This window comes from Mesorhizobium sp. RCC_202, assembly GCF_041355295.1.
Lineage (GTDB): Bacteria > Pseudomonadota > Alphaproteobacteria > Rhizobiales > Rhizobiaceae > Mesorhizobium.
In genome coordinates, this window is record NZ_JBFUPO010000005.1 from 189,135 (window position 1) to 202,103 (window position 12,969).

Sequence of the window (12,969 nt, forward strand, 5' to 3'; positions counted from 1 at the left end):
CAGGACGGCCGCCGCGACCGCGGAATAATAAAGGGGGGAAACAATGGGTTACGCGATCGCCCTGATTTTCGGCTATCTGCTTGGCTCCATCCCGTTCGGGCTCTTGATCACGCGTGCGGCCGGCCTCGGCGACGTGCGCAAGATCGGCTCCGGCAATATCGGCGCCACCAATGTCCTGCGGACCGGCAACAAGAGCCTTGCCGCGGCGACGCTGCTGCTCGATGCCTTGAAAGGCACGGCGGCCGCCCTCGTCGCCGGCCATTTCTCGCCGGAGTTCGGGCTTCTGGCGGGCTTCGCCGCGTTCCTCGGCCATCTGTTTCCGGTCTGGCTCGGCTTCAGGGGCGGCAAGGGCGTCGCCACCTATCTCGGCGTGCTGATCGGGCTTGCCTGGCAGGGCGCGCTGCTCTTCGCTGTCGTCTGGCTCGCGATGGCCTTCCTGTTCCGCTACTCCTCGCTGGCGGCTTTGGCAGCCGCAGTGGTCGTGCCGGTCGCGCTCTACTTCATCGCCACGCCTCAGGTCGCCGGCCTGTTTGCGGTGATGAGCCTGATCGTCATTGCAAAACACCGCGCCAACATTTCGCGCCTGCTTGCCGGCACCGAAGGCAAGATCGGAGCCAAGGGATGAGCGTGCCGGCCGCCGGCCCGCGCCTCAGCGACCGGCAGCGGCTTGCCTGGCTGCGCCTGATCCGCACGCCGAATGTCGGCCCTGCCTCTTTCCGCGAGCTGATCAACCGCTTCGGCTCGGCGGAAGCGGTGCTGGAAATGCTGCCGGAGTTGATGATCTCCGGCGGCGCCAACCGCATCGTGCGCATTCCCTCGGTCGCCGACGCAGAAGCGGAACTGGAGGCGGCCCGACGCGCCGGCGCGCGCTTCATCGGCATCGGCGAGGCCGACTACCCCACCATGCTGAAGCGCTTGGACAACCCGCCGCCGCTGATTGCGGTCAAAGGTGAAGGTGCGGTGTTCCGCCTGCCGGCGGTGGCCATTGTCGGCGCCCGCAACGCCTCGCTCGCCGGCATCAAGATGGCGCGCATGCTGGCGGCGGATCTTGGCCGCGAGGGTTATGCCATCGTCTCCGGCCTGGCGCGCGGCATCGACACATCCGCGCACAAAGGCAGCGTCTCGACCGGCACGGTCGGCGTGCTGGCCGGAGGCCTCGATGTCCCCTACCCGCCGGAAAATGCCGGCCTGTGCGAGGAGATCGCCGATCGCGGCGGCGCCATCGTTTCGGAAATGCCGTTCGGCTGGCAGCCGCGGGCCCAGGATTTTCCGCGCCGCAACCGCCTGGTCGCCGGCATGGCGCTGGGCCTCATCGTCGTCGAGGCGGCGCAGCGCTCCGGCTCGCTGATCAGCGCCCGCCTTGCCAATGAGATGGGCCGCCTGGTCTTCGCCGTGCCCGGTTCGCCGCTCGACCCTCGCGCCGCGGGCTGCAATGCCCTGCTCAAGGACGGCGCCACGCTGGTCACCGAAGCCGCGGATGTTCTCAGCGCATTGGCGCCGCTTGCCGGCACCCGCTCCCCTCGCGGCATACCGCTCGCCGAGGCGCCGGACCTGGCGGCCTTGCCGCCGCCCGGCGAGAACCAGCGCGCCGACGTGCTGGAAGCGCTTGGGCCGACGCCCGTCGCGGTCGACGAAATCATCCGCCATACAGGACTAAGCGCCGCGCAGATCGCCATGGTGCTTCTGGAACTCGACCTTGCAGGGCGGCTGGAGCGTCACGCCGGCGGCAATGTCTCGCTGGTTTCCTGATCCGCCGCCCTGTCAGTGGCTTCGGGCCTCGCCTACCGGAACAGATATTTCGACACTTCCGGATTGCCCCGGCGCCACATCACATTGTCGAGGAAATAGTGGTGCACATTGATGAAGATCAGCACGATGAAGAAGAACAGCGAGGAGCCGAGGACCTGCTTGTCGTAAGGAACCAGGGCGGTCAACGCGGATGGGACAAGCCAGAAACCGAGATAGCCAAGTGCCGCGCCCCCGACGATGAATCCCAACAGCCGCAGCCTGTACCGGGGTCCGAGCACGGATAGTATCCTCGGCTCCGGATCCTGCGCGGCATCCGAGACATCGCGCTCGACATTGGTCTGGTAGCGCCAGACCACCGCCAGGTACTGGAGCGAATGGAGCGCCGGCACCACGAGCAGCCAGAGCGGGTTTATCCTGGCAATCAGGATCCACAGATAGAGCGACGCGACATAGGCCACGATGCCATTATACGGCAGGACGCCGCCATTCTTGCGCCAGCGATTGGCGAGCATGAGAAGCGTCGCCGCCGTGGATGCGACAGCCGCCACCAAGGCAATATCGGCGATCCAGGACGGTGCAGCGAACGTGTAAAATTGCAGGCCGTAGTACTGTCCCTGGGTCACCGCCGTGTTGGTCTGCAGCCAGGCAAGGATCCACACCGCGTAGCTGTTGACCAGCAGCACCTTCTTGTCGCGCTCGTCGAAGAATTTGCGCTTCAGCACGGCGTCGACCATCAGCATGCCGTAGCCCTGCTTGACGTAGTGCCAGCCGACGAAGAAGAACATCGCGTTGGCGGCAAATCCAAGCAGCCGCGTGTTCGACGTCGCCGCGCCATAGGCGAAGAACAGCGCCATGACCACCGGAACCACGATGCCCGCGAAACCGTAGCGAAGCTGCAGGCTGCGGTCATAGCCCTCGCCGCGCAGCTTGCGCCCGAAATTGCGGTAGAAAATCTGGTACGAGTGCGCGAAGTGAGGATAGTTCACCGCGTAGGCCACGATGACCATCGTTGCAGCCAACGGACCTTCGTACGCGCGCGGCACCAAGAACAGGATCGGCAGAATCAAAAAGGCGGCGCCGCCAAGCATGAGAAAATCGGCGATCGGGCCGAAGAGATATCTGCCAGGCGGCGTCGCCGCCTTTGGGGCCGCGGTATCTACCGAAAGGTCAAGTGTCATCTTGGAGCCTCCCTCGGGAGCTTTGAGTTTAGCCACCGCCTCGACCGACAACAAGGTGCCGAAGATCACCGATTGGTTGAACGCATCCGACCTCCCCGGAATCCGTCAGCAACCCATGCCACAGATTCCTGCTTTCAAGCCATGCGCCGTTTGGGATCCCGCGCTCAACTTCGAATGAGCGGCGTTGCTGATTTGCGCTGAAATTAGTGAGCGTGATGTGGTGCGAGCCCCTGCCATCGCGAACAGTCCGGCTCGTTTACGACTAACCTTGGCCCGCTGCCTCGCGATGGCGGGCCTTTTCAATGGGCAATAGGAACAACACAGCGGCGATTCCGTTTAACCGGCTATGCAGGGCAAAACCAAAGAACAACCGCCGAAGCCAGATCCGAAGACGAAACCAGTTCGCCGGCCCGACGAGGAATCGTCGCCTGAGCCTAAACATGTCGATCCGCCGCCGCGAGACGTGCGGGAGGCTCCGGCGACAAATCCAAACAGTCCCAGCCGCCCGGCTGGCCCGGCCGCTTAGACGGCCGGGGCCCTTTTTTGTTTGGCTGGTGCTACTTGTGGGACTGCTGGAAGCCGGCCACGTCGTACTGGGATACGCTCTTCGGGTTCTTGGAATTCTGCGGCTGCTCGCCCGCATAATGCGTTCCAGCGTTGCCATCCGGGTTAAAGGCTGAGCCCGGAGCAGAGGCCGCGTGGCCCGGCGTAGCACTTCCCGTCTCAGACGTGCCGATCGTTTGATTGGGCTGGCCTGTGGTGCCTGTTACCGTGTGGACGTTGCCCGCGAAAGTCATGCCGGTGGAGGCAAGGAATAGGCCTGCCGTAATCGGCGCGAAAAGATGTTTCATGGGGTTTCTCCTAAAGCAGTGTTTCAGGAGGGCGCTCGGGTCTTGCGAGCACCCGGCATGAAGCACAAACGCTTTCCGGAGCTTGTTTCGTCCCGAGCATCGCCGGCTGTGGCTGCCCTCACGGTGGCCGCTTTTTCGGACATGGAGCGGACACGGATCCGAGCGGACGCAAAAAGAAACCGCCAAACTTTTCGCAAGACCTTGATTTGTATCATGTTTTGGTGAGCGCGATGGGATTCGAACCCATGACCTACTGATTAAAAGTCAGTTGCTCTACCGGCTGAGCTACGCGCTCCCGCGGGCCCGGAACTGCCGCCCTCGAAATTGCGCGGAACATAGGGAGAGTGCCGCGGCGGGTCAACCGGAAAAAGCAGGCGTTCAGGCCGGACTTTCCCAGTGCGACCGCGGTGCATGAACCGCGAGGTCGGCGCGCCCTTCCGACAGGTCAAACAGGCTACGCCGGGCCGGCCAAAAACCTCCGAAGAACATTACAAATCAGTAACTTGGGACTGGAGTGGGAACAACCGCTCGTCCTCCCCGTTACCTCGTCACAAGGGACGTCAATCACCCTTTCGAAGGAGAAGACCATGAACAAGATCGTAACGGGTATTATGGCGACCACACTGTCGGTTTCATTCGCGGCCGCCGCGGCAGTGCCTGCCGGTGCGGCGCAGGTGTTCGTCCCGCAGGCTTCGCCGGCGACGTCCAACATTCAGAATGTTCGCGATCTTAGCGATTGGAGACGCGGCCATTGGCGCGGCGGCCGGAATTTCTCGCGCGACGATGGCGGCGCGTATTGGAACGGGCATCACGGTTATCGCAACTGGCGCCACGGCTACCGCCGGCACGGCGACTACTGGTTCCCGCTGGCGGCATTCGGCGCTGGCGCACTCATTACGGGCGCGATCATCAACAGCGAGAACAATCGCGTCTATCGCGGCAACTCGCATGTCCAATGGTGCTACGACCGCTATCGCTCGTATCGCGCCTCTGACAACACTTTCCAGCCCTACAACGGCCCGCGTCAGCAGTGCATGTCGCCCTACTGACGGCCTCCAGTCAGTAACAGGGTCGTTGACTGAGCCCGTGCCTCGAGAGGCACGGGCTCTCCATTTTCGGCTTAGCTCGCGCTCAGAGTCCTGCGCACCGCATTGCGCCAGCCTGCCAGCTTGGCTGCGCGCGCTGCGGCGTCCATGTCCGGCTTGAAGCGCCGCTCGAGCGCCCAGGTCTTGGCGAATTCCTTCGCCTTCGGCCACACACCCGCTTTCGATCCGGCAAGCCATGCGGCACCCAGCGCGGTTGTCTCCAGGATGGTCGGGCGGTCGACGGGCGCATCGAGAATGTCGGCCAGTCGCTGCATGGTCCAGTCGGAGGCCACCATGCCGCCGTCGACGCGAAGCACCGTCTTGGCGGCGCTGCCCTTCCAGTCCTTGCGCATGGCGTCGAGCAGATCGCGCGTCTGGAACGCGACCGATTCGAGTGCGGCGCGCGCGAACTCCGCCGGACCGGAATTGCGCGTCAGCCCGAAGATCGCGCCGCGTGCGTCGGCATCCCAGTGCGGCGCGCCGAGGCCGACGAAGGCCGGCACCAGATAGACTTGCTGCGCCGGATCGGCGGACGCGGCGAGTACGCCGCTTTGCTCGGCCTTGCCGATCACCTTGATGCCGTCGCGCAGCCATTGCACGGCAGCGCCCGCAATGAAGATCGAGCCTTCCAGCGCATAGGTTGTCTTGCCGTTCAGCCGGTAGGCAATGGTGGTGAGCAACCGGTTCTTCGACCGCACCAGGTCCGGGCCCGTATTGAGCAGCGCGAAGCAGCCGGTGCCGTAGGTCGATTTCATCATGCCGGGCTCGAAGCAGGCCTGCCCGATGGTCGCCGCATGCTGGTCGCCGGCGACGCCGAGGATAGGCATCTCAGCGCCGAACAGGCTCTTCTGCGTGACGCCGAAATCATCGGCGCAATCCTTCACCTGCGGCAGGATCGCGGCCGGAATGTTCAGGATCGAGAGCAGTTCATCGTCCCAGACGTTCTTCTCGATGTTGTAGACCAGCGTCCGCGAAGCGTTGGTGGCATCGGTCGCATGGACCTTGCCGCCGGTCAGCCGCCAGATCAAAAAACTGTCGATGGTGCCGGCAAGCAGTTCACCCTTTTCAGCGCGTTTCCTGGCGCCCTTCACCTCATCCAGCATCCAGGCGATCTTGGTGCCGGAGAAATAGGGATCGAGCAGCAGCCCGGTCTTGCGCGTGAATTTCTTCTCCAGCCCCTGCTTCTTCAGCTTCTGGCACAGCGGCGCCGTGCGCCTGTCCTGCCAGACGATGGCATTGTGGATCGGCTTGCCGGTCGCCTTGTCCCAGATGGCAACCGTCTCGCGCTGGTTGGTGATGCCTATTGCCGCCACGTCCGAGGCGGAACGGCCGGCGGCCTTGAGCGCCGCTTTCACCGTCGCCAGCACGCTCGCCCAGATTTCCTCGGGATCATGCTCGACCCAGCCGGAGGCCGGATAATGCTGGGTGAATTCCTGCTGGCCGGTGCCGGCGACCTTCATCTTGTCGTCGAACAGGATCGCCCGGGTCGAGGTCGTGCCTTGATCGATGGCTAAAACGAAGCCTGACATGGCTCATGCACTCCTGGAGAGCATATTCAGCGCTGCCGTAATTCTATCGTAGGCAACGTCGGTAAGCCGAAGCATCGGCTCGGCATTGACATCTAAATGCAGGTCGCGGCTACGAATGAAGGCCCGAACGACTGAGTGATCGGGGCGAAACCAGCGACCATCGTCGGTCGGAACCCCCTCCGGATTGATCCCTTCGCCGAAGATCATCGCGTAAGCGGCGAGATAGCCTATGGATCGCGGGTTTTCAGGACGGGTATCCTCGGGACCATTTTGCCACTTGTCCAACACCACAGACCGGTCAAAGGCACGATCTTCGATGGTGCACGCCGATGCGCGATCACGAGCGCGGCTGTCAGGATTCAACAAACCTCCAAACGATCGGATAATCTCGTCGATGTTTCGCGAGTGCATCATTCCCCCTCCAATGCAAATGGGCCGGAGATAGTTACCTCCGGCCCATAGATTAACTGACGTTCTTACTTCTGCCAGCTCTTCACCAGTTCGTCATAGTTGATGGTGATCGGCTTGTCCTTCTCCTTCTCGAGCTTCAGCTGAGGCGCCAGATTACCGGCCTTGACCGCGTCGGCATTCCAGTAGGCAAGGTCATGCTCTTCGGCCATCTTCGGTCCGATGTCGCCCTGGACACCGGATTTCTCGATACGGGCCATGACTTTTTCCTGATCGGCGCAGAGCGAATCCATGGCTTCCTGCGGTGTCTTGGCACCCGAGGATGCGTCACCGATGTTCTGCCACCAGAGCTGCGCCAGTTTCGGATAATCCGGCACGTTGGTACCGGTCGGCGTCCACTGCACACGGGCCGGCGAGCGGTAGAACTCGATCAGACCGCCGAGCTTCGGCGCACGTTCGGTGAAGCTCTTGTCATGGATGGTGGAGTCGCGGATGAAGGTCAGGCCAACCTGGCTCTTCTTCACGTCGACGGTCTTCGAGGTCACGAACTGCGCATAAAGCCAGGCGGCCTTCGCGCGGTCGGTCGGTGTCGACTTCATCAGCGTCCACGAACCCACGTCCTGGTAGCCGAGTTTCATGCCGTCCTTCCAGTAGGAGCCGTGCGGAGACGGCGCCATGCGCCATTTCGGCGTACCGTCATCGTTCATCACCGGAAGGCCCGGCTTGACCATGTCGGCGGTGAACGCGGTGTACCAGAAGATCTGCTGGGCAACATTGCCTTGCGACGGCACAGGGCCGGATTCGGAGAAGGTCATGCCCTGGGCTTCCGGCGGCGCATAGGCTTTCAGCCAATCAAGATACTTCTGGATGGCATAGACCGATGCTGGTCCATTGGTGTCGCCGCCGCGCGCGGTGCACGAGCCGACAGGCCGCGAATTCGCATCGACCTTGATGCCCCATTCGTCGACCGGCAGGCCGTTCGGCAGGCCCTTGTCGCCATTGCCGGCCATCGACAGCCACGCGTCGGTGAACCGCCAGCCAAGCGACGGATCCTTCTTGCCGTAGTCCATGTGGCCATAGACTTTCTTGCCGTTGACGTCGCGGCCCGTGAAGAACTCGGCGATGTCCTCATAGGCCGACCAGTTGACCGGCACGCCGAGATCGTAGCCGTACTTGGCCTTGAAGTCGGCCTTGTTCTTCTCGTCGTTGAACCAGTCGTAACGGAACCAGTAGAGGTTCGCGAACTGCTGGTCGGGAAGCTGGTAGAGCTTCTTGTCCGGAGCGGTGGTGAACTTGGTGCCGATGAAGTCGTCGACATCGAGCATTGGATCGGTAACGTCCTTGCCTTCGCCCGCCATCCAGTCGGTCAGGTTGCGCACCTGCTGGTAGCGCCAGTGCGTGCCGATCAGATCGGAATCGTTGACCCAGCCGTCGTAGATGTTCTGGCCGGTCTGCATCTGGGTCTGGATCTTTTCGACGACGTCGCCTTCCTGGATGACGTCATGCGTGACCTTGATGCCGGTGATGGCGGTAAAGGCTGGTGCCAGCACCTCTGACTCATACTTGTGGGTCGTCAGGGTTTCCGAGACCACCTTGATGTCCATGCCGGCGAAGGGCTTGGCCGCGTCGATAAACCACTGCATTTGCTTTTCCTGGTCGGCGCGGGAAAGCGTCGACACATCGCCTATCTCCTTGTCCAGAAAGGCTTTTGCCTCGTCCATGCCGGCATAGGCATGGCCCGCTCCAAGCAACAGGACCAGCGCGGTCGTCGATGTGAGAAATTGCCGTCGCATTGTTGTCTCCTCCATTTAAGTTGCAAGTTCTGTCCGGTGCGGCCGCCTTCCACGCGGCCGCACCGGCATTCCCCCTCTATACGTACCGGAACACGCCGATGGCGTAGACCACGGAGAGAGCGAGAGCCCACCAGAGACTCGGTCCGACAAGACCCAGCCAAGCGAGATGGATAAAAGCGCTGCCGAGCAGCGATAGGAACAGGCGGTCGCCGCGCGTTGTCTCGAAGCGCAGCACGCCGACGCGCGGATTGCCGCCCGGCGAGGCGTATTCCCAGGCGCCCATGCCGACCAGAAGCAGCGCGATGACGATGAAGAACGCCGCCGTCGGCCACGTCCACGCCATCCAGGAGAAGTCGAGGTTCATGGTCACGCCCTCCCCAGGGCTGAGCCCTTGAAGATGGTGTTGCGGCCGAACTCTTGTGTTCGTTTCATCACACCCTCCCCAGGGCGAAGCCCTTGGCGATGTAGTTGCGGACGAACCAGATGACCAAAGCGCCGGGGATCAGCGTCAGCACGCCGGCGGCGGCAAGCAGGCCCCAGTCCATGCCGGATGCCGAGACCGTGCGGGTCATGGTGGCGGCGATCGGCTTGGCGTCGGTCGTGGTCAGCGTACGGGCGATCAGCAGTTCCACCCATGAAAACATGAAGCAGAAGAAGCAGGCGACGCCGATGCCGCTGGCGATCAGCGGCATGAAGATCTTCAGGAAGAAGCGCGGGAACGAATAGCCGTCGATATAGGCGGTCTCGTCGATCTCCTTCGGCACGCCCGACATGAAGCCTTCGAGGATCCACACTGCCAGCGGCACGTTGAACAGGCAGTGGGCGAGCGCCACCGCAATGTGTGTATCGATCAGGCCGAAGGCCGAGTAGAGCTGGAAGAACGGCAGCGCGAACACCGCCGGCGGCGCCATGCGGTTTGTCAAAAGCCAGAAGAACAGGTGCTTGTCGCCAAGGAAGCGGTAGCGCGAAAAGGCATAAGCCGCCGGCAGCGCCACGGAAACCGAAATCACCATGTTCATGACCACATAGGTGATCGAATTGATATAGCCGGAATACCAGACCTTCTCGGTGAAGATGGTGACATAGTTGGCGATCGTCGGTGCATGCGGGTAGAGCGTCAGCGAGTTGACGATTTCGGCGTTGGTCTTGAAGCTCATGTTGATGAGCCAGTAGATCGGCAGCAAAAGCACGAAGATGTAGAGCGTCGGCACGATCCACCACCAGCGCGATTCCTCGCCCCGCCGGCGCATCAGCTTCGCCACCTCGTCCTGCGACAGCGTGCTGCCGACCTCGGTGACCGCTGTTTCGCTCACCCGTGTCGTGTCGTTGGCGCTCGTCATCTGTCAGCGCTCCGCGTCGTAGTTGGTCATCACGGTGTAGAACACCCACGACAACAACAGGATGATGAGGAAGTAGACCAGCGACATTGCGGCCGCCGGACCAAGGTCAAACTGGCCGAGCGCCGTTTTAACCAGGTCGATCGACAGGAACGTCGTCGAATTGCCGGGCCCGCCGCCGGTGACGACGAAGGGCTCGGTGTAGATCATGAAGCTATCCATGAAGCGCAACAGCACGGCGATCAGAAGCACGCGCTGCATCTTCGGCAGCTGGATATACCGAAACACCGCCCAGCGCGATGCGCCGTCGATCTTGGCCGCCTGGTAAAAGGCGTCCGGGATCGAAACCAGACCGGCATAGCAGAGCAGCACGACGAGGCTGGTCCAGTGCCAGACGTCCATGACGATGATCGTCACCCAGGCGTCGAATGGATCCTGGACGTAATTGTAGTCGATACCGATCGCGTTGAGATAATAGCCCAAGAGCCCGATGTCGTTGCGGCCGAACACCTGCCAGATGGTGCCGACGACGTTCCACGGAATCAGCAGCGGCAGCGACATCAGCACCAGGCAGACCGGCACGCCCCAGCCCTTTTTTGGCATGTTGAGCGCAATGAAGACGCCAAGCGGCACCTCGATTGCCAGGATGATGAAGGAAAAGATCAGGTTGCGGACCATCGCTTCCCAGAAGCGGTTGGACGACAACAGCTCCTCGAACCATTCGGTGCCGGCCCAGGTGAAGACATTGTTGCCGAACGTGTCCTGCACCGAATAGTTGACGACCGTCATCAGCGGGATGACTGCGGTGAAGGCAACCAGCACCAGCACCGGCAACACTAGGAACCAGGCCTTGTTGTTCCAGGTCTTGTCCATCTACGCCCCCATCTCGACGCGCCAGGAATCGGCGTAGATGTTGATACCGGCCGGATCGAAGCGCACCTTGGGCTCGGCGGGAACCTCGTCGTCCTCGCCGATGACCGCCGCGATCTCCTTGCCCTCGAGATTGGCGCGCACGACCTTGTGGCGGCCGACATCCTCGACCTTGCTAATGGATACAGCCATGCCGTCGCGGCCAAGCCGCACATATTCGGGGCGGATGCCGAGCTCAACCGTGCCGGCTTCGGCCTTGGGCACGCCCGGCAGTTCTATGCGCTGCGCGCCAAGCTTGGCCGTCTTGCCATCCAGCGACACCGGCAGCACGTTCATGCCCGGCGAGCCGATGAAATAGCCGACGAAGGTGTGGCGCGGCCGCTCGAACAATTCGGCCGGCGTGCCGATCTGGACGATGCCGCCATCATACATGACCACCACCTGGTCGGCGAAGGTCAGCGCCTCGGTCTGGTCGTGCGTGACATAGACCATGGTGTAGCCGAAACGGCGATGCAGCTGCTTCAGCTGCGAGCGCAGCATCCATTTCATATGCGGGTCGATGACGGTCAGCGGCTCGTCGAACAGGATGGCGTTGACATCCGAGCGCACCAGGCCGCGTCCAAGCGAAATCTTCTGCTTCTGGTCGGCGGTGAGCCCGCGCGCCTTCCGCTTCGCCATCGAGGCGAGATCGATCATGTCGAGCGTCTCGCGCACCTTGCGGTCGACATCGGCCTCCGGAACGCGGCGGTTGCGCAGCGGAAAGGCCAGATTGTCGTAGACGCTCATGGTGTCGTAAATGACCGGGAACTGGAACACCTGCGCGATGTTGCGCTCCTGCGTCGACAAATTGGTCACGTCGCGGCCGTTGAACAAAAGCTGCCCATGCGAGGGATGCAGCAGGCCGGAGATGATGTTGAGCAAGGTGGTCTTGCCGCAGCCCGATGGCCCGAGCAGCGCATAGGCGCCGCCATCCTCGAATGTGTGGTGCACTTCCTTCAGCGCGAAATCGGCATCCTTCTGCGGATTGGGCAGGTAGGAGTGGCGGATATGGTTGACCTCGATGCGCGCCATCCGATGCTCCTCAAGCCGCCAGCTTCGACGCGGACACGGCAAGGCCGTTCTGGTCGAAGACCATGATGTGGCGCGGGTCGATGAATACCTCGACCTCGTCGTCGGTTTCGAAATTGAGGATGCCATGCGCCAGCATCACCCAGCGCGCGTCGGCGAAATCGAGATGGACGAAGCTTTCCGAACCGGTGATCTCGGTGATCGTCACCTTGGCCCGCACCGGCACCGCGCCGGCGTTCGGCCGCTCGAGCGACAGATGATGCGGCTGGAAGCCGATCGTGTAGCTGGCGTCGGCAATGCCGGTGAGTTCCGGCGGCACCGGCAGCTTGACGCCGCCTTCGAGCAGGAAATCCGGGCCCTTCTTGGCCAGCACGATGGTGTTGAGCGGCGGGTCGGCAAAGGTCCTTGCCGTCACCAGATCGATGGGCATGCGGAACACCTCGATCGTCGGGCCGAATTGGGTGACGCGACCCTGCGACAGCGTTGCCGTGTTGCCGCCAAGCAGCAGCGCCTCATGCGGCTCCGTCGTGGCGTAGACGAAGATGGTGCCGGCGGCGGCGAAGATCTTCGGCAATTCGGCGCGCAGTTCCTCACGCAGCTTGTAATCGAGATTGGCTAAAGGCTCGTCGAGCAGCACCAGGCTGGCATTCTTGACGATGGCGCGGGCAAGCGCCGTGCGCTGCTGCTGGCCGCCCGACAGATTGAGCGGCGTGCGGTCGAGGTAAGGCGTCAATTTGAGCAGCGCGGCCGCGTTGCGCACTTCCTTGTCGATCTTGGCCTGCTCGACACCGGCCACCCGAAGCGGCGAGGCAATGTTTTCGTAAACCGTCATCGCCGGGTAGTTGATGAACTGCTGGTAGACCATGGCGATCTTGCGCTTCTGCACCGGCACGCCAGTGACGTCTTGACCGTCGAACCAGACCGAGCCGGAGGTCGGCTTGTCGAGGCCGGCCATCAGCCGCATCAGGCTGGTCTTGCCGGAGAGCGTCGGGCCAAGAAGCACATTCAGCGAGCCGTGCTGAAGCGTCAGCGAGACGTCGCGGATATGCTCCTGCGCCCCAACCGTCTTCGTCACGTTCCTCAATTCCAGCATCAAGCCTC

At 62.4% G+C, this 12,969-nt stretch carries 13 protein-coding genes and 1 tRNA gene; 3 read left to right on the forward strand and 11 right to left on the reverse strand.

Annotated elements, in window-relative coordinates:
- The first annotated feature begins 43 nt into the window (after positions 1–43).
- Both plsY and dprA read left to right on the forward strand, forming a co-directional pair.
- Positions 44–625 (forward strand): glycerol-3-phosphate 1-O-acyltransferase PlsY, encoded by a 582-nt coding sequence (gene plsY / locus AB6802_RS13740; RefSeq protein ID WP_371010649.1) that lies wholly within the window; start codon positions 44–46, stop codon positions 623–625.
- Complete coding sequence (gene dprA / locus AB6802_RS13745; RefSeq protein ID WP_371010650.1) at positions 622–1,749, forward strand: DNA-processing protein DprA; 1,128 nt, start codon at positions 622–624, stop codon at positions 1,747–1,749. Before plsY ends, dprA begins: the two co-directional genes overlap by 4 nt.
- Before the next feature lie 32 nt (positions 1,750–1,781).
- On the opposite strand, the gene AB6802_RS13750 is transcribed toward dprA, so the two are convergent.
- The 3 genes from AB6802_RS13750 to AB6802_RS13760 form a co-directional block, all read right to left on the reverse strand.
- Positions 1,782–2,927, reverse strand: a complete 1,146-nt coding sequence (locus AB6802_RS13750; RefSeq protein ID WP_371010651.1) for a hypothetical protein — start codon at positions 2,925–2,927, stop codon at positions 1,782–1,784.
- Positions 2,928–3,484: 557 nt separating this feature from the next.
- The gene (locus tag AB6802_RS13755) at positions 3,485–3,778 is read right to left on the reverse strand and encodes an adenylate cyclase (protein WP_371010652.1); all 294 of its coding nucleotides are present in this window, start codon (positions 3,776–3,778) and stop codon (positions 3,485–3,487) included.
- 219 nt (positions 3,779–3,997) lie between these two features.
- A tRNA-Lys gene (locus AB6802_RS13760) sits at positions 3,998–4,073 on the reverse strand.
- 292 nt (positions 4,074–4,365) lie between these two features.
- Between AB6802_RS13760 and AB6802_RS13765 the strand changes: the two genes are divergently transcribed.
- A complete protein-coding gene (locus AB6802_RS13765) occupies positions 4,366–4,827 on the forward strand; it encodes a BA14K family protein (RefSeq protein WP_371010654.1) in 462 nt (153 codons plus the stop codon).
- A gap of 71 nt (positions 4,828–4,898) precedes the next feature.
- On the opposite strand, the gene glpK is transcribed toward AB6802_RS13765, so the two are convergent.
- From glpK to AB6802_RS13805, 8 genes are all read right to left on the reverse strand, one after another.
- Positions 4,899–6,392: a glycerol kinase GlpK gene (glpK, locus tag AB6802_RS13770; protein ID WP_371010655.1), complete on the reverse strand. Its 1,494-nt coding sequence runs from the start codon at positions 6,390–6,392 to the stop codon at positions 4,899–4,901.
- A 3-nt stretch (positions 6,393–6,395) separates the two neighbouring features.
- Entirely contained in the window at positions 6,396–6,806 is a 411-nt protein-coding gene (locus tag AB6802_RS13775) for a hypothetical protein (protein WP_371010656.1), read from the reverse strand.
- 62 nt (positions 6,807–6,868) lie between these two features.
- Positions 6,869–8,593, reverse strand: coding sequence for an ABC transporter substrate-binding protein (locus AB6802_RS13780; protein WP_371010657.1), 1,725 nt, complete (start codon positions 8,591–8,593; stop codon positions 6,869–6,871).
- Positions 8,594–8,669: 76 nt separating this feature from the next.
- The gene (locus tag AB6802_RS13785; protein ID WP_371010658.1) at positions 8,670–8,957 is read right to left on the reverse strand and encodes a DUF2160 domain-containing protein; all 288 of its coding nucleotides are present in this window, start codon (positions 8,955–8,957) and stop codon (positions 8,670–8,672) included.
- Positions 8,958–9,024: 67 nt separating this feature from the next.
- A complete protein-coding gene (locus AB6802_RS13790) occupies positions 9,025–9,933 on the reverse strand; it encodes a carbohydrate ABC transporter permease (protein WP_371010659.1) in 909 nt (302 codons plus the stop codon).
- A gap of 3 nt (positions 9,934–9,936) precedes the next feature.
- Positions 9,937–10,803 (reverse strand): carbohydrate ABC transporter permease, encoded by an 867-nt coding sequence (locus AB6802_RS13795; protein ID WP_371010660.1) that lies wholly within the window; start codon positions 10,801–10,803, stop codon positions 9,937–9,939.
- Positions 10,804–11,871 (reverse strand): ABC transporter ATP-binding protein, encoded by a 1,068-nt coding sequence (locus AB6802_RS13800; protein WP_371010661.1) that lies wholly within the window; start codon positions 11,869–11,871, stop codon positions 10,804–10,806.
- Positions 11,872–11,881: 10 nt separating this feature from the next.
- On the reverse strand, positions 11,882–12,961 hold the full coding sequence (locus tag AB6802_RS13805) for an ABC transporter ATP-binding protein (RefSeq protein ID WP_371010662.1): 1,080 nt from the start codon (positions 12,959–12,961) through the stop codon (positions 11,882–11,884).
- Between the last annotated feature and the right edge of the window lie 8 nt (positions 12,962–12,969).